The following is a 21,617-nucleotide window of genomic DNA, read 5'->3' as shown; positions in this document are numbered from 1 at the left end:
CGGAAATGGAACCTTACCCTTGAATGGTGACGTCTAGAATAAAGGCAGGTGCATCCCGCCAAGGAGAGATCGTGATGGCAGCAAAAGTCACCCGCTCCCGCCCCGCATTGATTGGGCTGGCCGTTATTGGCCTTGCCTCGGCTAGTACAGCGGCATGGCTAACCTTGAATCCTCCGCGGCAGGCAGAGCCAGTTCCCAATGCGGCGGAAGTCGCGCAGCAGCAGGAAACTCAAATCTTTTGGGTGAAAAATGAAGGGGACACCCTCATTTTGGTGCCTGCAACCGTACGGATTAATACCTCGGCAACACGGCCAGAACTCTTTATTCGATCGCGTCTGGAGCGGCTTTTGGCAGGACCTGCCAACCAAGATGTCACCACCAGCATTCCGGAAAATACCCGTGTCAATTGGGTAGAAGTCAAAGCCGATGGCATCCATGTTGATCTCTCCCCAGAGTTTACCAAGGGCGGGGGGAGTGCCTCGATGCAAGCGCGCTTAGGGCAGGTCTTGTACACAGCAACGGCGAGTGATCCCAAGGCACCAGTTTGGATTTCCATTGCTGGTGAACCGCTCCGTGTCCTAGGGGGTGAGGGGCTAGAGGTAACACAGCCCATGACCCGCCAAGACTTTCAAACAGCTTTTTCCTTGGGCGCCCAATAGTACCCACCGAGTTCAAGCCCTAGCCTAGAGGATAGGGGCGGCGATCGCTATAATTGGAGCAATGCTTAGCACTTGCGCAGGTATCCGGATCATGGCCAGTCCAGAATCCCCTAGCAACCAACCCGACGACCTATTAGAGAGCATCATCAGTGATTTGGGTGAGTTGGACGGCCCCCCTGCACAGGGTATTGATCTAAACTCCCTGACGGCTGAATTGGAGTCCCTCACCCTGAGCGCCCAACAGCGGGCGATCGCCCACAACCAATCCCTACAGGCGCAAATTAGCGAGCTCACTGCAGAACTCAACCATGTGCAACAGCAACGAGATCAACTGCGCCAAGACCTGGAGCGCCTTCAGCAGGAGCATGCAGCCCTCTTGACTAAGATGAAAGAACTAGGGGCACAGGCAGCAACCCCAGCGGTAGAAACAGCTCCCCTAGAGGCGGAAATTGCCCGCCTTCGCGAAGAAAATGCCACCTTGAGCGGCCTGCGGCAAAATCTTGAACAGGAACTGGCACAGGCTCTTATTCAGCAGGACGAACTGCAGCAGCAACTGGCGACGTTACAACTTCAAGCTTCCCAAGTACAGGAACTGCAAGCTCAGCTAACTGCCCTGCAAACCGAAAAGGCGGCCTCGGCACAGCAAGTGCAAACTCTCCTGGCTGCTGCCCCAGCGGCACCTTTAGAGGATACAGCACTCTTAGGGAAGTCTGCCAATGCAGACCTTGCTCAGCGCTTGGTGGAGGTGACACGCCAACTCACCCGAGTGGAAGAAGAGCGCGATCGCCTGCAGGAGGAACTGGCTCAAGTCCAAAACGAACTGCAGAGCCTACAGCAGAATTTAGAAGGATTGCCCAATCAATCCTCAACCGTTGTGCCCACCGAACTCACCCTTGCTGCCCAGGAAAATCACCGCCTAAAGCGACAACAACGGCGACGCGACACAGTGCTTTGGATAAGTGGCATTGCGGCAACCGTGGTTTCTGCCTTGGGCGTCAGCTTGAATCTCCCTCAACCCCTTGGCCGCATTCTTCCCCCGGTTGCTGCCTTGGCGGTTCCTGTGATCACAATGCTGGCTGCTAGGGGTGGGTCAACCCCCCGTGAAAAGACTGCTTAGGCGATCCCCCTCTAGGCTAAAATCTTAGGGCAGGGACGCTTTGCTTAGGAGTTTAGATTACCGTGGCCAATCTCAAAGCTATTCGCGATCGCATCAAAACGATTAAAGATACCCGCAAGATCACTGAAGCTATGCGCCTTGTGGCGGCAGCAAAAGTTCGCCGTGCCCAAGAGCAAGTAATGGCGAGCCGTCCCTTTGCCGATCGCTTGGCCCAGGTACTCTACAGCTTGCAGACTCGATTGCGTTTTGAGGACGTGGACTTACCGCTGTTGGCAAAGCGCCCTGTGAAGACGGTGGCGCTGCTGGTGGTGACGGGCGATCGCGGGCTATGCGGTGGTTACAACACCAACGTCATTCGCCGAGCCAAGGAACGTATCCAAGAACTCGAAGCGGAGGGCCTCAAATACACTTTAGTGATTGTTGGTCGCAAGGCAACTCAATACTTCCAGCGCCGTGACTATCCCATTGATGCAGTCTATTCTGGCCTAGAGCAGATCCCCTCCGCCAGTGAAGCCGGTCAAATTGCCAGTGAATTGCTTTCCCTCTTCCTTTCGGAAACGGTGGATCGGGTGGAGCTCATCTACACCAAGTTTGTCTCCCTCATTAGCTCAAAGCCGGTTGTCCAAACCCTGCTCCCCCTAGATCCTCAAGGGCTGGAAACCGCCGATGATGAAATTTTCCGCCTGACAACCCGTGCCTCCCATTTGGAAGTCAACCGCGAGAAAGTGACCTCGACCCTGCCCGCTCTACCCCCCGATATGATTTTTGAGCAGGATCCGGTACAAATTCTCGACGCCCTACTGCCCTTGTACTTGAATAACCAGTTGCTACGGGCACTGCAAGAGGCCGCCGCCTCAGAATTAGCAGCACGGATGACGGCAATGAACAACGCCAGCGAGAATGCTCAAGCCCTGATTGGTACCCTGACCCTCTCCTACAACAAAGCACGTCAAGCTGCCATTACCCAAGAGATTCTTGAAGTGGTGGCTGGTGCTGAGGCGCTGCGCTAGGAGTTGAGCCCTGAAGCTGCTCTTTGTCTCCACTTCGGTTGGCCCCCTAGGCACAGGAAAAGGGGGCGGTGTTGAACTGACGATCCTCAATATGGCTCAGGCCTTGGGCGATCGCCAGCACACCATACACATCCTTGCCCCCGCGGGTTCCCACTTGCCAGTAGCGGCAACCATTGAACAAGTGGCGGGAAACCTGCAAGTGCCAGCCCAGCATCAAACCCGCGATCAACCGATTCTCCTGCCCCCCAATAGTGTCTTAGCCAATATGTGGGCACGGGTGCGGCAGCTTCAACAGAACTTTGATGTCATTGTCAACTTTGCCTACGATTGGTTGCCCTTTTACCTGACGCCGTTTTTAAGCCGTCCTGTGGGGCATCTGGTGAGTATGGCCTCAGTCTGCGACGTCATGGATCAGGCGATCGCCAGTGTCATTGACAAGTATCCGGGAACTATTGGTGTCTATACCCGTACCCAAGCGGCCACCTTCCCCTTTGGCGATCGCTGTGTGTGTTTAGGCAGTGGCCTTGATCTTTCGCTTTATGACTTTTGTGCAGAACCAGAGGAGACCCTTTGCTGGCTGGGGCGGATTGCTCCTGAAAAGGGACTCGAAGATGCTGTTGCCGCTGTCAATGTCACTCGCACCCCCTTAAAGATTATGGGGCAGTTGCAGGATATAGATTATTGGCAGCGCATCCAAGCTGACTACCCCAATGCACCGATTGAATACCTGGGCTTTTTCCCGACCCGAGAAATGCAGGCCCATCTGCGGCGGTGTCGCGCCCTGTTGCTCACCTCCCGTTGGGTTGAGGCCTTTGGCAACGTGGTCATTGAGAGCCTTGCCTGCGGCGTTCCCGTCATTGCCTACAATCGTGGTGGGCCCAGTGAAATTATTCGCCATGGCCAAACGGGGTTTCTCATTACCCCAGATTCTGTCGAGGCTTTAATTGCCGCCATTGACAAGATTGATCAAATTGATCGGGCCGCCTGTCGGCAGCAGGCAGAACAGGAGTATAGCTTAGCTGTTTATGGGGATACGGTGGAGCAATGGCTACAGCGGATCGCCGCTTCCTTGCTGTCCTAAATCAACAAATGTTGCATAGCAAATTCCGTGCTCCCCTATACAATAGGCAAGGTGCTAGCGGAGATGACACCTGAATGAGCTGGGTTCTGTTCCAAGGGACAAAACGGGGACACTCACCCTTGCTCATTTCCTTTACGATGGCCACGATCGCCAGTGGCGGTCTGGGAGTCTGGTTTTTGCGGAGCTTATCACCGCCACCTATTGCGCTGTCAGAACCCCTTCCTTTAGCGAATGCGGTTAAGCTCGAACGACCTCTACCGCGGCGAATTTTGGATGGCCGCGACCCCCTACTGGCGACTGTCCCCAAGAAAGCCCCCCAGCCACCCGTGGCTGCCTCTACCCACGCCAAGGCAATGTTGCCCCCAGTGGCCTCTCCTGCCCTGCAACCCGTGCCTCCGAGCCAAGGCCCTGCCCCTCAAGTGCGGGTGGCGATCGCCCGCGATCAACCGCAACTAATCGTTGGTACCGCAGTCGCCACTGCAGTGACGAATGATCAACAGCAAGTGATGACCCAGTTAGCCCCTTCTCAGGGAGTCATGGTGACCGCCCGTGGAGGTGTCCTGCTGTGGAATGGCCAGCCCCTTGCTCCCTCCCTGTGGGTCCGCCCCCATAACCAATTCACCTTTGTGGGCGATAAGTGGTATCGCGGTGTGGTGCGCCTCATTGCCCAGGGCAATGCCATCACAGCTGTCAATCAAGTGGACTTAGAAGAGTACTTGGTGAGTGTGGTCGGTTCAGAGGTGTATCCCGACTGGCCAATGGAGACCCTCAAAGCCCAGGCGATCGCCGCCCGTTCCTACGCCCTTGCTCAAATGTTCCAGCCCGCCAGCCGCTTTTTTGATCTAGGAAATGACGAACGCTGGCAGGTGTATCGCGGCATTGAAACCGAGTGGCCAACCACTCAAGCGGCAGTGCAAGCCACGCGGGGTATTGTCCTCACCAAAAGTGGCCGCGTTATAGTTTCAATGTATGCTGCCACTGACGACATTGTGCGGGACGTCTTTGGCGGGCGTGGCATGAGTCAGACCGGCGCCTATGAACTGGGTAAGCGCGGTTATAACTATTTGCAAATCTTAGGCACCTACTACCCGGGGGCCGGTTTGTCCCAAATTCGAACCCAATAACGATTTTGCATCGCAGTAGGGGGTGCCTGTTCTAAGTCTCACTTAGGAACGTGCTAAGTCGGGCGATCGCCAGGGTGCCCGCTCCTGTGGCAGCCCAAGGAAACACAAATAGAATAGTGCTCGGAGTGGGTGCGCCGTGTGGCAAGCTATAAAGCGGATAGGCAGAAATCTACAACCATAGTGAGATTGTGTCCCAAAGCAAGGGAGAGCATGCCTAAATCTGAACCTCTACCATCGTCATTGCGCTAGGCTCTCAATTATGGGGTGTATCGAGGAATTTATTCAACAAACTGCTGAGCAAAAAACCCATCCTGTCTTTGTCCAGGGATGGCAAAAACTGGCGCTAAATAAATGAAAGGACAAAAACTATCAAGCAGCCATCTCCGCTCTCAATCATGCGCTAGCAATAGATCCTAACCTAGCAGAATCTTGGTATCGTTTGGCACTGCTCAGTGGTGCTGATAGTGATTTGCAACAGTGCCTTAGGGCCTACGCAAGAGCCATTGAACTCAGACCCGACTGGCAAATTGGCATTGATTTTCTCAAATCTCTAAGTTATCTCCTCTACGTTTATAAAGATGTAGAAGAGCTAAATGAATGTCGCCAAAAAATTAGGGAATCGATATCCGATTTCTATCAACGGTTTCAAAGCTTCCCTTTGGATCAGAAAAAATATCTGTATCAGTGGTTGAGGAGGGTGGGGACATTTTTACTGCCCTATCAGGGGGATGAAACCCGCGATCTGCAACAAAAATATGGCCAGATGGTCCATGAAGTCATGATGAGTATTATTCCATCTGCCTGGGAACGGCCACAGATGCCAGCGGTTAAGGCCAATGAGCCACTGCGGATTGGGTTGGTCTCCGGTCACTTTTTTGAGCATACGGTTTGGAAACTGATGCTCCATGGCTGGCTCAAACATCTCGATAGAGAAAAATTTCAGATGTACGGTTACTATGTGCGGGATTTCAGCGATCGCTGCACAGAGCAAGCAAAAACCTACTGTCATCGTTTTGTTATGGGCAGCAAATCCCCTCAAGAATGGTTTGAGGAGATTCGTGCTGATCAATTGCATTTAGTGATTTTTCCCGAACTGGGGATGGATTTAGAAGTGATTCAGATTGCTGCTTTAAGATTGGCCCCTATTCAATGTATGTCTTGGGGGCATCCCGACACCTCTGGCCTGCCCACAATTGATTATTTCCTCAGTAGTGAGCTGATGGAACCAGCCGATGGCGAAAAGTATTACGCCGAAAAACTCATTAGGCTAAAAAACTTGGGGATTGCCTTTAGTCCCATGCCGCCGGACTCGCGATCGCCCATTACCCGCGAGGAATTTGGCCTCAAAAGTGATGCGGTTATCTACGGCTGCCTCCAGAGTGTCTTCAAGTATCTGCCACAGTTTGACTATATCTATCCAGAAATTGCCGCAGCCGTGGGAAATTGCCAATTTGTCTTTATTACCGACTTTATGACTAGAAAGAGCCGCCAACGGTTTGAACAGCGCCTAGAACGGGCCTTTGCTGCCAAAAATCTTGACTATCGGGAGTACTGCTTTTTCTCTCGCCCCTTAAACCTCTATGGCTTCACCTCAATGTTGCACTGTCTGGATATTTTCCTAGACAGTTTAGAATGGTCAGGGGGCAATTCAACCCTAGAAGCGCTCTACTATGCCCAAGTACCGATGGTGACCACACCGGGACGCTTTATGCGGGGGCGGCATACAGCTGCTATTCTGACGCTGTTGGGGATACCCGAGTTAATTGCTCCGGATGCATCTGCTTATGTTCAAAAAGCGATCGAACTGGGTCAAAATGCTGACTATCGCCAGTGGATTCGCGCCAAAATCCAAAACAATCTGCCAAACGTGTTTGAGGATCAGGCGGGAGTGCGCTCCCTTGAGGAGTTTATTTGTGCTGCGGTGCAGGAGTTTTCCACCTCTGGCCGTCTCCTATAGGTGCTTCTGATTGAGAGCATCTGATTGAGAGCAAGATAGATCGAACCTAAGACAGCGTGGGCATCCCTTGTAAGGCGGTGACAATCGCGAAGAGTAAAAATAAAGCACCACCCCCCAAGGTCAGTGTCCGTTCTGAGATGCGGCCAGCTATCAAGCCGCCACCCAAGACGGCGATCGCGGCACAAATCCCGTGGCCAGCAATGGCACCGAGGGCAACCCCTAGGGGATGACTGGCAGCCGCAAGGGTAATGGTGGCAATTTGGGTGCGATCGCCCCATTCGGCCATAAAGGTCAAACTAAAGGCTTCCACAAATGCTGCCCAAGCAGGGCTACTGCCCCAACGGCTGAGATTGGCTTCCGCTTTTTCCACTGTTTCCACTGCCGCTTCACACTCGTCCTCACAGGGACTATTCCCCATCCGCCAGCCTTGAATCAGCATCTTGAGACCGAAAACGGTGAAGAGCAAAATTGTAGCGGCAAAGGTGAACTCTCGCGGTAAAAGTTGAAAGACCTTGCCCACGGCCACTGAAAGCAGCGTCATCACAATTAGAGCCGCCCATGATCCTAGGAAGACCCACCGCTTGCTATGACGAGTTGCCAAAATCATGGCGATAAAGAAGGTCTTGTCTCCTAGCTCAGAAATTGTGATTAGGGTTAGCCCTGCAGTAAAAGCCGTTAGCATAGGAAAAGATTCAAACTTTACCATTCCCTAAAGTACCACGCTGGCATGAGTGCACCGAACTTTACTGCTATTTTGAATCAGATTGATTTACCCCTCGATTGGCTAGGCCTACGTTACGTTGAGGAAATTGTCACCACTCGCAGTGCTCGGGATGGACATCCTGAAATGAACCAGCGATCGCGCCAACGGGGTGTCATGGTAGAGGTACTTGTCGATGGTCAATTTGCCTATACAGCAACCCCAGATTTGCACCCCAGCGCCATCCATGGGGCGATTCAGCAGGCCTATCGACAGGCGAAAACGGCCGCCCATTGGCGAGTCTTTAACTTTACACCAGCCGCCCGGGGCAAGGGTAAGGGGCACTACCGATCGCCCCAACAGCAACCCTTTGACTACCTTTCAGCGGCGGAGGTGAATCACCTACTCAAGGATATTTGCCATAGCCTCAAGGTGAGTGACAAGATTATACAAACCCGCGCCTTTGTCCAAACCGTAGAGACCACCAGCCAGTGGTTCAGCAGTGATGGCAGTCAAATTGAACAGCAATTTTATCAAGTGCTCACGGATATGAGTGCCACGGCTCAGGAGGCAGGGGTCGTGCAGCAACGGACAGATCACGGTTGGTTAGCCCGCTGCTATCAAGGCGGGCTAGAGTGGCTGAGTGCTGATCAGTTGAGCGATCGCGCCCGTCACATTGGCGAGCAGGCCGTTGAACTCCTCAGTGCCCAAGAGTGCCCAGAAATAACCACAACGCTGGTCCTTGCCCCTGACCAAATGATGCTGCAAATCCATGAGAGCATTGGCCACCCTCTGGAACTGGACCGCATCCTGGGGGATGAGCGTAACTACGCCGGCAGCAGCTTTATTCGCCTTGAGGACTTTGGGCAGCGGCAGTATGGTTCTCCCCTCTTGAATGTGACGTTTGATCCGACCGTTAGTGGTGAACTGGCCAGCTATGCCTTTGATGACTTGGGGGTGCCGGCTAAACGCCTCTATCTGATCAAGGAAGGACGCCTGCTGCGGGGTCTAGGGAGCCTTGAAAGTCAGCAGCGCACAGGGGTTGATGGTGTGGCCAATGCCCGTGCCTGTTCTTGGAATCGTCCCCCCATTGATCGTATGGCCAACTTGAATATCGAGCCGGGGACACAATCCTTTGATGAGATTATCAGCAACATCGAGGCAGGGGTGTACATGGAATCCAATCGCTCTTGGTCAATTGACGATTATCGCCTCAAATTTCAGTTTGGCTGTGAATATGCCAAGCTGATTGAAAATGGCCGCCTCACCCGCACACTACGCAATCCCAACTATCGCGGCACGACGCCAGAATTTTGGCAGAGTTTGATTGCTGTAGGCGATGCCTCCACCGTTGGCATCTTTGGTACACCCTTTTGTGGCAAGGGCGAACCCAACCAAGCGATTCGGGTTGGCCACGCTTCACCGGTTTGTGCCTTTGCCAATATCCAAGTGTTTGGAGGAGGTTGAGTCCATGGGCGAGGTCAGACTCGAACTGACATGGGGAAACCCCGCTACATTTTGAGTGTAGTGCGTCTACCATTTCGCCACTCGCCCTCAGTCTTTCTACTATACCATTTTTAAGACTCCTGAGCAATCTCAAGCAGCTGACAGGCGCGGTCCACAAGGGCTTCCAGGTCACCTAGGTACGCTGTGTGCTCTGAATAGTACAAATTGGCATTGCCGCGATCGGTGTCTTCCCAAAACCGTGGCTCCGCTTGGCGCAGGCGATCGCAATTTTGACGAAAGAGGCGCTTGAACCCCGACAGGCCAAGAACTGCTGCATCTTCCACCATATCTTCAACAATGCGCTGGGCAAACTGCGGTTGCTGCCGTGCGAGATAAAACAGGGCTAGACCCATTTGCACAAGGCGGACACCTGTCCTTTTCCCATAGGGGCGATCGTCCCTCTCGGCTTGCTTGAGTTCTTGGGGATGATCCAAGCGGAGCATTTGCTCCAGAAGTTCCCGTTGGAGGGGTTCTTGCCACCGCTGCTCATTGACAAGGATTAAGACCTTTTTTAGCTCCGCGGCAAAGACATCCACAATGAAGTAAAGAGCAGGGCTACTTTCCGCCAGCGTATACACCTCATTGCCATAGGCCCGCAGATAATTCACACATTTTTGCGTGAAGTGGGTCTGCTGGTAATGGACAAGACTCTCAATAAACCGCCGATAGTGAAAGGCTAAGTTATAGAGGTTGCGTGCCTCATTGTGACGACTACCGTGTTTAATGGCAAAGCGCATCATGGTATTGAAGCGAATAATGATTAAGTCCAGCAAAATGTCATCGCCCCTACTGAGAATGCGTTGGGCGATCGCGCACATTTCAGAGCCACACAACGACGCCAGAGGAAACTGTCCCTCCTCCAAAAAGCGCACATAGGCATTCCCTAGGAGCCGAAAACACTTTTGCTCGTAGAAGGTATGCTTCTCTTCAATCTGGCTAAATTGATCAAACATGGTCTTGAAGGCAATATCCGCCATCACCGCGCCACTGAGGCGAAAGAAATAGGCTGGATAGTGCGGCTTGCAACTGATGTAGTGCTGAAGAAGCTCACTGACAGCAGTAATAATTTCTGCCTGCATCCCAGGAAATGCCACATAGGTCAGCAAATCATCCAATTGGTTTAGCCCGGCAATGAGGTGGGCTTGACAACGGCGCAGAAACTGGGGTTGCTGGGGAGATCCCTCCTTGAGGATGACGGCAAGTTGACTCATGTAGCGAGACTGGTGGCGGTAAATTTGCTGCACCACACTTTCCGGTTGGATGGACTGAAGGATATAGAAGATGTAGGGCAGCACTGTCAAAATGGCCAAGGGCAACAGTCCATACAAATTCAAGAGAATGCTGCCAACGGGCTGCCTCCCCAAGTCCTGCAAAACCTTGATGTAGAAGATATGGGCACCCCCCAAAACTAGGCTCCAGACATAGATCAGGCTGATCCAGTCCTGCATGTACAGTTCCGTAATCTTGGGAATATTTTGGGCGGCAATGGAAATCACAATGATTAAGGTGCCGAGGGTGAGGCCAATCACCGAGAGCCACACCTCTGGGGCAAAACTGGTGTCAAAGGTGCCTGCCCAAGCAAAGAGGGTTGGCGCAGTGCGTTTGAGGTGAGCTACGACAACCTGAGCACCGCTATCTAAAAGGGTAAGGGTGGCCAGACTGACAGCAAAGGCCACCAGCGATCGCGGCAGATGAGGAGTGGTCAAGCACCAGCGGTGGAATTTCTGCGGCATCTATCTATTTGGGTCAATGGTCTCTGCTCCCGACTATGGCACACCAGTGGGCAACTTTTTTGTTCCCCCTTTGAGATCTTGAAAAATTCATGCTAGTATAGTGTTCCTGACTTGGGCTTGTAGCTTAGTGGATTAGAGCGGCTGACTACGGATCAGCAGGTCGGGGGTTCGAGTCCCTCCAAGCCCGTTGAGTGAAACTATACTGAATATTGATACTGAATATTAAAAATATTGAACAAGAATATAGAAGCTATAGAAGTATTGTTTTTTATTCACATTCAAACATATTCAAACGAAAAAGGGTGACCGTAGCCACCCTCTCTCACATGACTTATCGTTTCTCAGTGATTCGTTTCTCAGCGATCGCAGAGTTCCTAAACCACCACGGTTTTCTGAGTTACTTGCTTCAGTTCACCCTTGGCGTATTTGGCCGCATAGTCATCGAGGCTGAGTTGCTTGATTTTGCTAGCGTTGCCAGCGGTACCAAATTGCTGATAGCGATCGGCACACACTTTTTGCATGTATTTAATAGATGGCTTGAGGAAGTGACGAGGGTCAAATTCCTTGGGTGCCAAAGCCAGCGCTTCGCGTACCGCAGCGGTAATGGCTAGGCGATTATCGGTGTCAATGTTGATTTTGCGCACACCGCTCTTGATGCCTTTTTGGATTTCTTCCACGGGGACCCCGTAGGTTTCGGGAATCGCACCGCCGTACTGGTTAATGATGTCAATCAATTCTTGGGGCACCGAGCTAGAGCCATGCATCACCAAGTGGGTATTGGGCAAGCGGCGGTGAATTTCTTCCACGCGGCTGATGGCGAGGATTTCGCCGGTGGGTTTGCGGCTAAATTTGTAGGCACCATGGCTGGTTCCAATGGCCACCGCCAGGGCATCCACTTGGGTGCGCTCCACAAAGTCCACAGCCTGATCGGGGTCGGTGAGGAGCATCGAGTGATCGAGGGCACCTTCAAATCCGTGACCATCTTCAGCTTCCCCTTTACCGGTTTCCAAGGACCCAAGGCAGCCCAGCTCGCCTTCCACAGAGACACCAATGGAGTGCGCGACTTTGACCACTTCACTGGTGACAGCCACATTGTACTCGTAGCTAGCGGGGGTTTTGGCGTCGGCTTCGAGGGAGCCATCCATCATCACACTGGTAAAGCCATTGCGAATGGCGGAGTAGCAGGTGGCAGGCTCGTTACCATGGTCTTGGTGCATCACAATGGGAATGTGGGGGTAGGTTTCCACCGCAGCCAAAATCAGGTGGCGCAGGAAGTTTTCCCCGGCATACTTACGGGCACCCCGCGAGGCTTGCAAAATCACGGGACTGTCGGTTTCGTGAGCTGCCTGCATGATGGCTTGGATCTGCTCCATGTTGTTGACGTTGAAGGCGGGAATGCCGTAACCATTTTCGGCGGCGTGATCCAGCAGCAAGCGCATGGGTACGAGTGCCATAGGGTTATATCCTCCTTGGTAGAGCGGATGTATCGCTTCGTTAACCTTACCGATAATCTTATGCTATGTTTGCTCGTTTATGTTACGGGGCAGCGATCGCTGGCCTATTGAGAATACAACCCTTTCCTATAGATAAGCGGTATCCCAAGAGGCTAAGGCTCAGAAAATCTCGCGTATGGGAACGTCAATGCCGTTAATCACTGGTACCGGAATCCCTCGCGAGACATGGAAATAGATCCAATCCTCCAAGAGTTCGGAAAGACGCTCGCGGCATTCAAGTACGGTCTTGCCATTGGTCTTGACCCCCTCAAGGTCAGGAATTTCACCGTAAATCAGCCCATCCTCTGCATTGAAGTGATAAACCGCCCGCTCAAGAGCCGCATTCATATAGTCCGACAGCGACATCCCTAGGACTGGCCTCCTGAAAGGTAGGCAGCAACAGCAGCCGCGGTTCGATTGCCATGTTCGACGCGATCGCCCAAGGCCACACCCTCAGCATAGTTACTACACAGGAAAAGCCCAGGGGTTTGACTGAGGGCATGGGTCACCTGCTGCCACTGCTGAGGGTAGCCCACAATATATTGGGGAATCGCCCGTCGCCAAACTTTCATACCGAGTAATCGTGCCTTGGCGGCGGGTAAATCAAGGAGGTGGGTCAGATCCTGCTGCACTTGCTGGACAATGGCTTCTTCCTTTAGGCTAGCCAAATCAGGATCCGTAGCACCGCCAATAAAACTTGTAAAGACTTGCCAACCGGCGGGGGTACGTTGGGGAAAAAGACAGGACGACCAAATGGTGCCAAGGGTACGGATGCCCTGACCACGGGGAATCAGTACGCCAAATCCGGGGCGGACACTGCGTCCCAGTCCCGCGGGGTAGGCCAAGACCACACAGGCCACGGTGGGATAGGGGATGGCAGCCAAAACACGGGCGATCGCTGGCTGAAAGGGAGCGACCAACTCTGCGGTTTGATAGGCAGGCGTGGCCAAGACCACACTGCGGGCATGCCACCTTTGCTCACCACTGCGCAGCAGATAGCCACCACTGGGTTCTGGGGTGATTGCTTCAACGGGGGTTTGCAGGTGAATGGGTGCCTTCAATTGTTGGGCGATCGCCCGCGGCAGAGCAGCCAAGCCTTCCCTAAAGGAGCCCAGTTCCCCTGGTCGCATTTGCACCTCTGCAGGCGGCCTTGGTTTGGGAGGTTGTTGACGCCGCAGGCGCAGGGCACCGGCCATGAGGCCACCCCCTAGTTTTTCCAGTTGGGCAATACGACGAAAAGCCGCCGTGGCACTTAATTGTTGGGGATCACCGGCGTAAACCCCAGAGACAAAGGGGGCCACTAGGCGCTCAGCCACCTCTTGCCCCAAATGGCGACGGAAAAATGAATTAACTGACTCATCCCCACTGCCTAGATAGGGGGGCACAAACCCCAAGGCACCAAGGGCTGCCCGCACTTTTCCCCAAGGGCTGAGTAAATTTGAGGTGGCTAAGGCAAGGGGACGGGTGGGTTCGAGGGGGTAGAGTTCCCCCCGCCAGTAGATGTAGCGCGGTAGGTGGCGATCGCCCCGAATTAGCTCTGAGTGCAAGCCCACCTCAGCAATCAGTTGTAGGAGGGCAGGGGTCGGGGCAAAGCTATTGGGACCCAGTTCCCAGACAAAGCCCTCCGCCGCCTGCGTCGTGATATTGCCCCCCAGGCGATCGCTGGCCTCTAAAAGAACCCCACTGTACTGTGGGGCGCTCTGCTGCAACCGCCAAGCAACACTCAGGCCACTGAGACCACCCCCAACAATTGCGACATCTACCTCACTCACCCGTTTTGCTACCCTCCAAAGTGTTTAGGATCGCTTAAACAACGAGTCGAGATAGACCCGTGCCGTGCGGCGATCGCATTCTCCATTTTGCAGCAAAAAGAGTGACAGTGCGGCCACAAATACGCGATCTTGATCCCAATCGGGATGCCGCTCGAGGTAGTATTTCAGGGTTTCGTGTAGCTCCTCTGGAATCTCGGCAAGAATACTAATCGTGGCTTGAGCGTTCATACCGTCAGTTACCTCAATAAAAACAAAATTCCAGGCAGAATCAGCTCGCCCTGGCTAAACCTGTGGAAAACTCCCATAAAAGTTCTGACCAAATCCCCAAACCGCTGATTCAGAGGGGGATTTAGCCTTACACTCCCAAGGTTTCAGAGCAAGTGCATCTCTATCGGTGGAACTCCATTGTCTGGGTTATCCTAGGGGCTGTCAATCCTTGTTTTCACCCATCTTGGCAATGGCAATCCACGACAGAATGGGCATTTCCAGACTTTTGGCACTCCTTACGTTTTCCCCAAGGCGGCAGCGGCAGTTATCCCCAGAAATGTCTTGAACCCTAGTCACACCGCAAAGTCCTGTGGAAAACTTTGCCCCCATCTGTGGAAAACCCTGGGAAAATTGGGGAATTTTTGGGGAAAGTTAGGGGAAAATTAAGATTCTATTAAGCTTTGCTTCAGAGAAAATAAAAGCAGCAAAAGTTATGAATTCCTGACTTTATTAACTTTTGCAGGGATTAGTCCTGCCCTGTACCCACTGGCGTGAGATTTTACAGACGGGCTTCGGGCGGGGGCCAGTCACTGTCCTCAGGGGGAATAGGTTCTGGATTTTCAATGGTTATCCCCTCTGCCATGGCCTCGTCCTCAGCATCACTATTTTCAGGAATATCCCCTAGGGGAGCAGCGGCAGAGCTGCGCGATTGCGGCGCTGGAGGCATCGTTTCTGTGGGTTGAGCAGCGGGAGCCGCTTCAGAGACTAGAGGTGGTTCTGCCCCTGCCCCAGGGGTTGCCGTGGGTTCTGGAGCATCAACGACTGTTTCAGGAGATGCGGGTTCTTCTGGTGCTGCGGCGGTCACTGTGGCCTCTGGAGCCTCAACCCCTTTTTCAGGAGGGGCTGGCTCTTCCGAGCGGGCCACCGCTGCTTCTGGAGCAGTAACCGTTGCGGGTTCTGCCTCTGCTGGAGCGGTAATTTCGGTAGCCCCTTCGTGATTAGCCGGTGTGTCTGCAGTTGGGCTGACCGTTGGTTCACCTTCGGCAGAGTCTGCTGGGACTGCGGCCGCTTCCTCAGTGGCTGGGGTGGGTTGTTCAGCAACGGTACTGGGGGTGCTTGCTGTCCACAGATCTGCTTTGATGTTGCCAGTATCCATCGGTGGTGGTGGGGTATCCACGGCAGGCTGGGGGCGATCGGGCTGCTTGCGGAAGCCACTGCCCAAGCGACTCACCAGGCCTTTGAGTGGCTCACTAATTTTCGCAAAGGTACCTTCGGGCAGCAGAGACTGGACTTTTTGCCAGAGGGCTTGGGCTTTTTGGGTATCGGTGCGATCGCCGGGGTGGGTAAGTTGCCAGCGATAGCTCAGGGTTTGCCCGCCCAACCAAAGAATTAAAGCCACTGCGGCTGTCGTTCCCAAAAGCAAGCCACCGCCAATGCGATCGCCATAGATCCACAGGGTCAAAGCAAAAAATAATCCCGCGCCACTGGCCACCAGATCAAACCTACGGTACAGTTCCGGCAGGAAGAAGCCCAACAGATACAAGCCTAAACTAGCGATCGCCATACTCCAAGCTAGCAAATTCGTCAGCATTCCCAGTCCTCAGCAAGATAACGGCACACCGACAAGGCGGTATCAACCTTCTACCATACACCCCGCCGAATTTATCTCTGCCAGAGTTTATTCTTTGTCGAAGTCTTGAGCCACTGCTGAAATCAACCCTAGGCTGAGCTATGCTCAATAAACTGCCTGCAACAAATTTTTTCGCTCAAGGTGACATATTCACCCCAGATCTGCCAGTATTAGCCCATGGAGCTTCAAGGTAACCTGCTATGATTAGCCTAAGAATTTATACCTAGTTCATGCCTAAGTTGATATTCAATCCATTGATTTGAGTCTATTGATACTATTATTTTGGTTCTAAAGATTTTCTTTTGCCGGAGTAAAGGAGTTGCTTGTGGCAAATCGGCCAGTGATGGAGTTTAACGGACGTCCATTCCACTTCATTGGCATTGGCGGTATTGGGATGTCAGCCCTTGCCTACATTCTGGCCAAAAAGGGCTTTAGGGTGTCTGGATCCGATTTGCGTCCCAATCGTTTGACCGAGCAACTGGCTGAGTTAGGGGTGCGGATTTTTATTGGCCAGAGTGCTGCTAACCTTGAAATGTATCCTTTTACCCCACTGCCTCAGGTCATTTGCTCCACCGCCATTCGCAGCGATAACCCTGAATATCAAGCAGCTCAACACTTAGGCTGTCCAATCTTTCACCGTTCCGATGTACTGGCGGCGCTGATGGACCGCAGCCAAAGTATTGCCGTTGCCGGTACCCACGGTAAGACAACCACCAGCAGTATGATTGCCTATTTGCTGTTACAGGCCGGGCTGGATCCAACAATTATCGTCGGCGGTGAAGTGGCGGCATGGCAGGGCAACGCCCGCGTGGGTCAAAGTCCTTACCTTGTGGCTGAAGCTGATGAGTCTGATGGCTCCCTGCGCAAATTCCATCCCCATATTGGCGTCATTACCAATATTGAACTTGACCACCCCGATCACTACAATTCCCTGGAAGAGGTGGTGGCCACGTTTCAGCAGTTTGCTGATCAAGCAGACATTGTTATTGCTTGTGCCGATTGTCCGAATATCCGCGATCGCCTGCATCATCCGCGCTTGTTGACCTATAGCCTACAACGGCAAGCAGCGGCCGACTACTGTGTGGATCATATTCAATACACCTCTGAGGGAACGACGGCACGGGTTTGGGAGCGAGGCACCTCCCTTGGCATTTTGCAACTGAATGTTTTGGGTGCCCACAACCTGCAAAATGCCCTAGCGGTGATTGCAGTGGGGCGGTATCTCGGCATTGACTTTGCCACCATTGCGGCGGCCCTTTTAGAGTTTCGCGGTGCCCGCCGCCGCTTTGAAGAACGGGGACAGGTGAATGGAATTCGCTTCATTGATGACTATGCCCACCATCCCAGTGAAATTATGGCTACCCTAGAGGCAGCCCGCCTCCAAGTGGGCACTCAAGCCCCTTGGCAACGGATCGTGGCGGTGTTTCAACCCCACCGCTATAGCCGTACCCAAACCTTTCTCGAGGCCTTTGGCCAGTGCTTCACCACAGCGGATCACGTGATCTTCACGGATATTTATAGTGCCGGCGAACCCAATCCTGGCACAATTAGTGGTGCCGATGTTGCCGCCTGTGCCCGTCAGTATCATGCTTCAGTGGATTACTGCCCCACCCTTGAGGCGGTACAAACTCGCTTGGCGCATCTGCTGCAGCCGGGAGACTTGGTCATCTTCCTGGGGGCTGGCAACCTCAATCAACTGATTCCATCTGTCATGGCGGACCAGGAACAATTAAGTGTTGCTTCCCTCACTGAGGCGATCGCCCTATGACCTTGTCCTGCTTGCCCCAAACCCAGTGCCCCCTACAACGTCAAGTCTCCCTGGCGAAGTTTACGACCCTGAATGTGGGGGGCTGTGCTGAATGGTTTGTGGAACCGCGTACGATTGCGGAACTGCAAGCGGCCTATACTTGGGCACAGGAGGAGGAACTGCCGATTATGGTTTTGGGGGCAGGGTCTAATCTGTTGGTGAGCGATCGCGGTGTGCCGGGGCTAGTGATCTCCACTAAGCATCTGCGCTATCTCACAACTGATCTAGAGACGGGACAACTGACGGTGGGTGCAGGCTATCCCTTGCCCAAGTTGGCTCACCATACCGCCAAACTCGGCTGGCGCGGTCTGGAGTGGGTTGTTGGCATCCCCGGCACCGTCGGAGGGGCAGTGGTGATGAATGCCGGTGCCCATGGCGGCTGTACCGCGGAGCGGCTGGTCTCAGCCGTGATTTTAGAACCCGATGGCACCTTGGCAGTGGTGTCGGCACGGGAGTTGGGCTATGGCTACCGCACTTCCTGCCTTCAGGATACGCAGCGCCTGGTACTGCAGGCCACATGGCAGTTGGAACCCGGCCATGATCCCGCCCAAGTGAAAGCAGATACCCAAAAACACCTGAGCGATCGCCTGCGGACACAGCCCTACGATTTCCCCAACTGTGGCAGTGTCTTCCGCAATCCCCAAGAGTGGACAGCAGGTTGGCTAATTGAGCAAACGGGCCTGAAGGGCTACCAGATTGGACATGCCCAAGTTTCCGAAAAACACGCCAACTTTATCCTTAACTGTGGTGGTGCAACAGCCATGGATGTCTATCATCTGATCCGCTATGTGCAAACGGCGGTGGCCGATCGCTGGGCGGTGTGGTTGCACCCGGAAGTAAAGCTGATTGGTGACTTTGCCTAGGGTCTATGGCCATTACCCTCTGCATGATTGTGCGGGATGAGGCGGCACGCTTACCCCAGTGCCTAGCCAGTGTTGCCGGCGTTGTTGATGAGGCCGTGATTGTGGATACGGGGTCTCAGGATGAAACGGTGGCGATCGCCCGCGCTTGGGGGGCACGGGTCTATGAAATTCCTTGGCAAGATGATTTTGCCGCTGCCCGCAATGTTGCCTTAGGGTATGTGACCACTGAGTGGGTCTTAGTGCTGGATGCCGATGAAACCCTCACCCCTGCCTTTGCGGCGCTCCTCCCCCAAATTTGCCAACAACCCAACTGGCTGGTGGTGACCTTGCTGCGGCAGGAACTGGGGGTCATTCCCCCCTATACGCCCGTAGCGCGTCTCTTTCGCCGTCATCCCGCCATCTCCTTTCAGCGCCCCTACCACGAAACCATTGATGACAGCGTTTTGGCGCTCCAACAGCGAGAACCCCATTGGCAAATTGGTCATGTCAATGGTGTTGCCATTGTCCACAGTGGCTATCTGGGCGATCAGCGGCAGCAAAAGCAGGAACGGGCGGAGCGCATCATGCGCCGCTACCTTGAGCAGCACCCCGAGGATGCCTACCTCTGGAGTAAATTGGCAGGTGTCTATTTAGCAGCCGGTGCTTTAGATCAAGCTGAGTACTGTCTGGCGCAGGGATTTAAAGTGAACACTCTGCCGCCGGTGGTTGCCTATGAACTGTGCTATCAGCAAGGCAATCTGTTTGCCGAACGCGGTCAGTGGCAGGAAGCCATCCACGTCTATGAAACGGCCCTTAGAACCTCTCCTCCTGAAGCCATGCCCATTGCAACCTATTTGCGGCTGGCGGAGGCACAAAAGCAACTGAAACGCTGGGGGGAGGCCCTGGCCACCTACGATCGCGTCCAAAGGCTAGATCCCACCTGTCCCTTTGCCTATCAAAATCAGGGAGCGCTATTGCTGCGGTTAGGACAGGTCAGTGCTGGCTTAGACAAACTGCGGCAAGCAATTGCCCTGCTATGGGATCAACATCCAGCAGAGGCCCAACGCCTGACCCAAGAACTCCAGGCCATGGGATTCTCCTTGGCAAGCTCGGAATGTTTGTAGGGCCGACCAGGGGGATTGCCTGTACCAATTCTCTCGTTTTCCCATCCCAAGGCGCTTGACTCAATCATTCCTTTGGTGGTGAGCCCATCTTCTTGCGCCCGACTCTGGAGGCTGCCGCCAATCTACCACTGGGCCGCGATCGGCATCCGCCAACCGGAACCAAAGGCGCGATCGGTAATTTTTAAGCCCGGTGCCGCCTGCTGGCGCTTGAATTCTGCCCGCTGAACCATGCGCCGTACCTGCTGCACAAGGTTCAGGTCGTATCCGGCAGCGGCAATTTCTTGATCCGACTGGTGGCGATCGATCATCCGTGCCAAAATGCTATCAAGAATGTCGTAGGGCGGCAGACTATCCTGATCCCGTTGGCCGGGCCGTAGTTCAGCACTGGGGGCCTTGCTGAGAATGGGGGGGGGAATTACGACGGGGCCAGCGATTGGCAGATCGGGAATGGGACTACCCTGCGCTGCCTGGCCATTGAGCCAATGGCACAGCTCATAAACACGGGTTTTCGGAACATCGGCAATGGCGGCCAGACCGCCACTCATATCGCCGTAGAGGGTGCAGTAGCCCACTGCTAGTTCTGATTTATTGCCGGTGGAAAGGAGCAAGTGGCCAAACTTGTTGGCGATCGCCATCAGCAGGGTACCGCGAATGCGGGCTTGGATATTTTCCTCGGCCACGCCGCTGGGAGTGCCGGCAAAAAGGGGAGCCAGCACCTCGCTGTAGGTCTGCATCAGGGGGGCAATGGGTAAGACCTGCGTGGCAATGCCCAAGTTTGCTGCCAAGTCCTTGGCATCGGTCATTGAGTCCGCGGAACTGTAGGGCGAGGGCATCAGCACCCCCAGCACCTGTTGGTTGCCAACGGCAGCGGTCGCGATCGCCGCCACCAAGGCTGAGTCAATGCCGCCACTGAGACCAATCACCACCTGCCGAAAGCCACATTTACGGGCATAATCCCGCACCCCCAGAACCAAGGCTTGCCAAATTTCCGCCGCTTCACCTCTGGCCAAGGCGGCAATCATGGCGGTGGGTTGCAAATCGCCATTTCGCCAGCGCACGGCTAGGTAGTCCTCACGAAACCCCTGGGCGCGGCTCACCACCTCCCCCTGCCGATTCACCGCTAAACTGGTGCCATCAAAAACCAAGTCATCATTGCCCCCCACCTGATTGGCGTAGATCAAGGGACAGTTATATTGCCGCGCTGTGTGCTCAATCAACGCCTGCCGCAACTTGGGTTTGCCCACACAGTAGGGGGAGGCCGAGAGATTCACAATCAGATCCGCTCCCTGTGCCACCAATTCCGCAACGGGATTGCGCTCGTAGTACCGCTGCCCCCAAAACTGCTCATTGTTCCACAGGTCTTCACAAATCGTGACGCCAATTTTGAGCTGATCGGTGGCCGTCGTCAGTGTCAAGAGATTCTCTGTACTGCCGGGGGCAAAGTAACGGCACTCATCAAAGACATCGTAGGTGGGCAACAACTGCTTGGCAAAGACCTGTTGCACCTCACCTGCCTGCAGGAGAGCAGCGCCATTGTAGAGCGGCTTTTGACCCTTGACGCCAGCATCGGGGTTGGGCAAAACGGTTCCCACCAGTACCGCCACCTCTGGGGGCAGGGCACTGGCCAGGTGGTGCAGTTCCTGCTGCATCGCCTCAACAAAATGGCGGTTGAGCAGCAGATCTTTGGGGGGATAGCCACAGAGGGCCAGCTCAGGGGTAATGACCAAATCCACAGGGTGCTGGCTGCGGATCTCCTGGACGGCGCTGGCGATCGCTGCTGCATTGGCTCTGAGACTGCCGACGGTGGGGTTCAGTTGTGCAATCCACAGATGCACAGCCATAGACAATTCCTCAA

18 protein-coding genes and 2 tRNA genes are annotated in these 21,617 nt (G+C 54.0%); 11 read left to right on the top strand and 9 right to left on the bottom strand.

Annotated elements, in window-relative coordinates; translation table 11 throughout:
- Positions 1–74 precede the first annotated feature (74 nt).
- The 6 genes from Q0W94_RS10360 (at position 75) to Q0W94_RS10335 (ending at position 6,948) form a co-directional block, all read left to right on the top strand.
- On the top strand, positions 75–659 hold the full coding sequence (locus Q0W94_RS10360) for a GerMN domain-containing protein (RefSeq protein WP_297758718.1): 585 nt from the start codon (positions 75–77) through the stop codon (positions 657–659).
- Between the two features lie 91 nt (positions 660–750).
- Complete coding sequence (locus Q0W94_RS10355; protein WP_297758714.1) at positions 751–1,776, top strand: hypothetical protein; 1,026 nt, start codon at positions 751–753, stop codon at positions 1,774–1,776.
- Between the two features lie 62 nt (positions 1,777–1,838).
- Positions 1,839–2,786, top strand: a complete 948-nt coding sequence (locus Q0W94_RS10350; RefSeq protein ID WP_297758712.1) for a F0F1 ATP synthase subunit gamma — start codon at positions 1,839–1,841, stop codon at positions 2,784–2,786.
- 91 nt (positions 2,787–2,877) lie between these two features.
- Positions 2,878–3,867: a glycosyltransferase family 4 protein gene (locus Q0W94_RS10345; protein ID WP_297758709.1), complete on the top strand. Its 990-nt coding sequence runs from the start codon at positions 2,878–2,880 to the stop codon at positions 3,865–3,867.
- A 74-nt stretch (positions 3,868–3,941) separates the two neighbouring features.
- Positions 3,942–4,991, top strand: a complete 1,050-nt coding sequence (locus Q0W94_RS10340) for a SpoIID/LytB domain-containing protein (protein WP_297758706.1) — start codon at positions 3,942–3,944, stop codon at positions 4,989–4,991.
- Positions 4,992–5,430: 439 nt separating this feature from the next.
- The gene (locus tag Q0W94_RS10335) at positions 5,431–6,948 is read left to right on the top strand and encodes a hypothetical protein (protein WP_297758703.1); all 1,518 of its coding nucleotides are present in this window, start codon (positions 5,431–5,433) and stop codon (positions 6,946–6,948) included.
- Between the two features lie 46 nt (positions 6,949–6,994).
- Here the strand turns inward: Q0W94_RS10335 and Q0W94_RS10330 are convergent, their stop codons facing one another.
- Entirely contained in the window at positions 6,995–7,630 is a 636-nt protein-coding gene (locus Q0W94_RS10330) for a TMEM165/GDT1 family protein (protein WP_297758700.1), read from the bottom strand.
- Between the two features lie 45 nt (positions 7,631–7,675).
- On the opposite strand from Q0W94_RS10330, the gene Q0W94_RS10325 reads away from it, so the two are divergent.
- Positions 7,676–9,115, top strand: a complete 1,440-nt coding sequence (locus Q0W94_RS10325) for a TldD/PmbA family protein (protein ID WP_297758697.1) — start codon at positions 7,676–7,678, stop codon at positions 9,113–9,115.
- 5 nt (positions 9,116–9,120) lie between these two features.
- On the opposite strand, the gene Q0W94_RS10320 is transcribed toward Q0W94_RS10325, so the two are convergent.
- Positions 9,121–9,202 (bottom strand) — tRNA-Leu (locus Q0W94_RS10320).
- 23 nt (positions 9,203–9,225) lie between these two features.
- The gene (locus Q0W94_RS10315; protein ID WP_297758694.1) at positions 9,226–10,887 is read right to left on the bottom strand and encodes a hypothetical protein; all 1,662 of its coding nucleotides are present in this window, start codon (positions 10,885–10,887) and stop codon (positions 9,226–9,228) included.
- A gap of 113 nt (positions 10,888–11,000) precedes the next feature.
- On the opposite strand from Q0W94_RS10315, the gene Q0W94_RS10310 reads away from it, so the two are divergent.
- A tRNA-Arg gene (locus tag Q0W94_RS10310) sits at positions 11,001–11,074 on the top strand.
- 187 nt (positions 11,075–11,261) lie between these two features.
- Here Q0W94_RS10310 and fba read toward each other — a convergent pair.
- The 5 genes from fba to Q0W94_RS10285 all read right to left on the bottom strand — a co-directional run bounded on the left by fba (position 11,262) and on the right by Q0W94_RS10285 (position 15,950).
- Complete coding sequence (gene fba / locus Q0W94_RS10305; RefSeq protein WP_297758691.1) at positions 11,262–12,341, bottom strand: class II fructose-bisphosphate aldolase; 1,080 nt, start codon at positions 12,339–12,341, stop codon at positions 11,262–11,264.
- Positions 12,342–12,500: 159 nt separating this feature from the next.
- Complete coding sequence (locus Q0W94_RS10300) at positions 12,501–12,746, bottom strand: type II toxin-antitoxin system HicB family antitoxin (RefSeq protein WP_297758688.1); 246 nt, start codon at positions 12,744–12,746, stop codon at positions 12,501–12,503.
- 2 nt (positions 12,747–12,748) lie between these two features.
- Positions 12,749–14,152 carry a protoporphyrinogen oxidase gene (gene hemG, locus Q0W94_RS10295; protein ID WP_297758685.1) on the bottom strand — a complete coding sequence of 468 codons (1,404 nt, stop codon included), beginning with the start codon at positions 14,150–14,152 and terminating at the stop codon, positions 12,749–12,751.
- Positions 14,153–14,176: 24 nt separating this feature from the next.
- On the bottom strand, positions 14,177–14,380 hold the full coding sequence (locus tag Q0W94_RS10290) for a DUF2811 domain-containing protein (RefSeq protein WP_011056228.1): 204 nt from the start codon (positions 14,378–14,380) through the stop codon (positions 14,177–14,179).
- Positions 14,381–14,918: 538 nt separating this feature from the next.
- Positions 14,919–15,950, bottom strand: coding sequence for a Ycf66 family protein (locus Q0W94_RS10285; protein ID WP_297758682.1), 1,032 nt, complete (start codon positions 15,948–15,950; stop codon positions 14,919–14,921).
- A 382-nt stretch (positions 15,951–16,332) separates the two neighbouring features.
- Here Q0W94_RS10285 and murC point away from each other — a divergent pair, with 382 nt between their 5' ends.
- The 3 genes from murC to Q0W94_RS10270 are packed head-to-tail and all read left to right on the top strand — an operon-like array spanning position 16,333 to position 19,762.
- Entirely contained in the window at positions 16,333–17,757 is a 1,425-nt protein-coding gene (gene murC / locus Q0W94_RS10280) for a UDP-N-acetylmuramate--L-alanine ligase (RefSeq protein ID WP_315863124.1), read from the top strand.
- Entirely contained in the window at positions 17,754–18,659 is a 906-nt protein-coding gene (gene murB / locus Q0W94_RS10275; protein ID WP_297758679.1) for a UDP-N-acetylmuramate dehydrogenase, read from the top strand. The genes murC and murB overlap by 4 nt, the downstream gene beginning before the upstream one ends.
- 5 nt (positions 18,660–18,664) lie before the next feature.
- On the top strand, positions 18,665–19,762 hold the full coding sequence (locus tag Q0W94_RS10270) for a glycosyltransferase (protein ID WP_297758676.1): 1,098 nt from the start codon (positions 18,665–18,667) through the stop codon (positions 19,760–19,762).
- A gap of 122 nt (positions 19,763–19,884) precedes the next feature.
- Here Q0W94_RS10270 and Q0W94_RS10265 read toward each other — a convergent pair whose 3' ends face one another.
- Complete coding sequence (locus Q0W94_RS10265) at positions 19,885–21,603, bottom strand: NAD+ synthase (RefSeq protein ID WP_297758674.1); 1,719 nt, start codon at positions 21,601–21,603, stop codon at positions 19,885–19,887.
- Positions 21,604–21,617: the final 14 nt, after the last annotated feature.

Origin of the sequence: Thermosynechococcus sp., assembly GCF_025999095.1 — a bacterium.
Classification (GTDB): Bacteria; Cyanobacteriota; Cyanobacteriia; order Thermosynechococcales; family Thermosynechococcaceae; genus Thermosynechococcus.
Note: the sequence above shows the minus strand (reverse complement) of the source record. Positions and strands in the feature narration are given on the sequence as shown.

Coding starts and splice junctions, on each gene's coding strand:
- Q0W94_RS10285 (WP_297758682.1), bottom strand. CDS start 15,950: ATGCTGACGAATTTGCTAGCTTGGAGTATGGCGATCGCTAGTTTAGGC.
- Q0W94_RS10330 (WP_297758700.1), bottom strand. CDS start 7,630: ATGCTAACGGCTTTTACTGCAGGGCTAACCCTAATCACAATTTCTGAG.
- fba (WP_297758691.1), bottom strand. CDS start 12,341: ATGGCACTCGTACCCATGCGCTTGCTGCTGGATCACGCCGCCGAAAAT.
- Q0W94_RS10290 (WP_011056228.1), bottom strand. CDS start 14,380: ATGAACGCTCAAGCCACGATTAGTATTCTTGCCGAGATTCCAGAGGAG.
- Q0W94_RS10340 (WP_297758706.1), top strand. CDS start 3,942: ATGAGCTGGGTTCTGTTCCAAGGGACAAAACGGGGACACTCACCCTTG.
- Q0W94_RS10270 (WP_297758676.1), top strand. CDS start 18,665: ATGGCCATTACCCTCTGCATGATTGTGCGGGATGAGGCGGCACGCTTA.
- Q0W94_RS10355 (WP_297758714.1), top strand. CDS start 751: ATGGCCAGTCCAGAATCCCCTAGCAACCAACCCGACGACCTATTAGAG.
- Q0W94_RS10360 (WP_297758718.1), top strand. CDS start 75: ATGGCAGCAAAAGTCACCCGCTCCCGCCCCGCATTGATTGGGCTGGCC.
- murB (WP_297758679.1), top strand. CDS start 17,754: ATGACCTTGTCCTGCTTGCCCCAAACCCAGTGCCCCCTACAACGTCAA.
- Q0W94_RS10325 (WP_297758697.1), top strand. CDS start 7,676: ATGAGTGCACCGAACTTTACTGCTATTTTGAATCAGATTGATTTACCC.
- Q0W94_RS10315 (WP_297758694.1), bottom strand. CDS start 10,887: ATGCCGCAGAAATTCCACCGCTGGTGCTTGACCACTCCTCATCTGCCG.
- Q0W94_RS10300 (WP_297758688.1), bottom strand. CDS start 12,746: ATGTCGCTGTCGGACTATATGAATGCGGCTCTTGAGCGGGCGGTTTAT.
- murC (WP_315863124.1), top strand. CDS start 16,333: ATGGAGTTTAACGGACGTCCATTCCACTTCATTGGCATTGGCGGTATT.
- Q0W94_RS10345 (WP_297758709.1), top strand. CDS start 2,878: ATGGCTCAGGCCTTGGGCGATCGCCAGCACACCATACACATCCTTGCC.
- Q0W94_RS10265 (WP_297758674.1), bottom strand. CDS start 21,603: ATGGCTGTGCATCTGTGGATTGCACAACTGAACCCCACCGTCGGCAGT.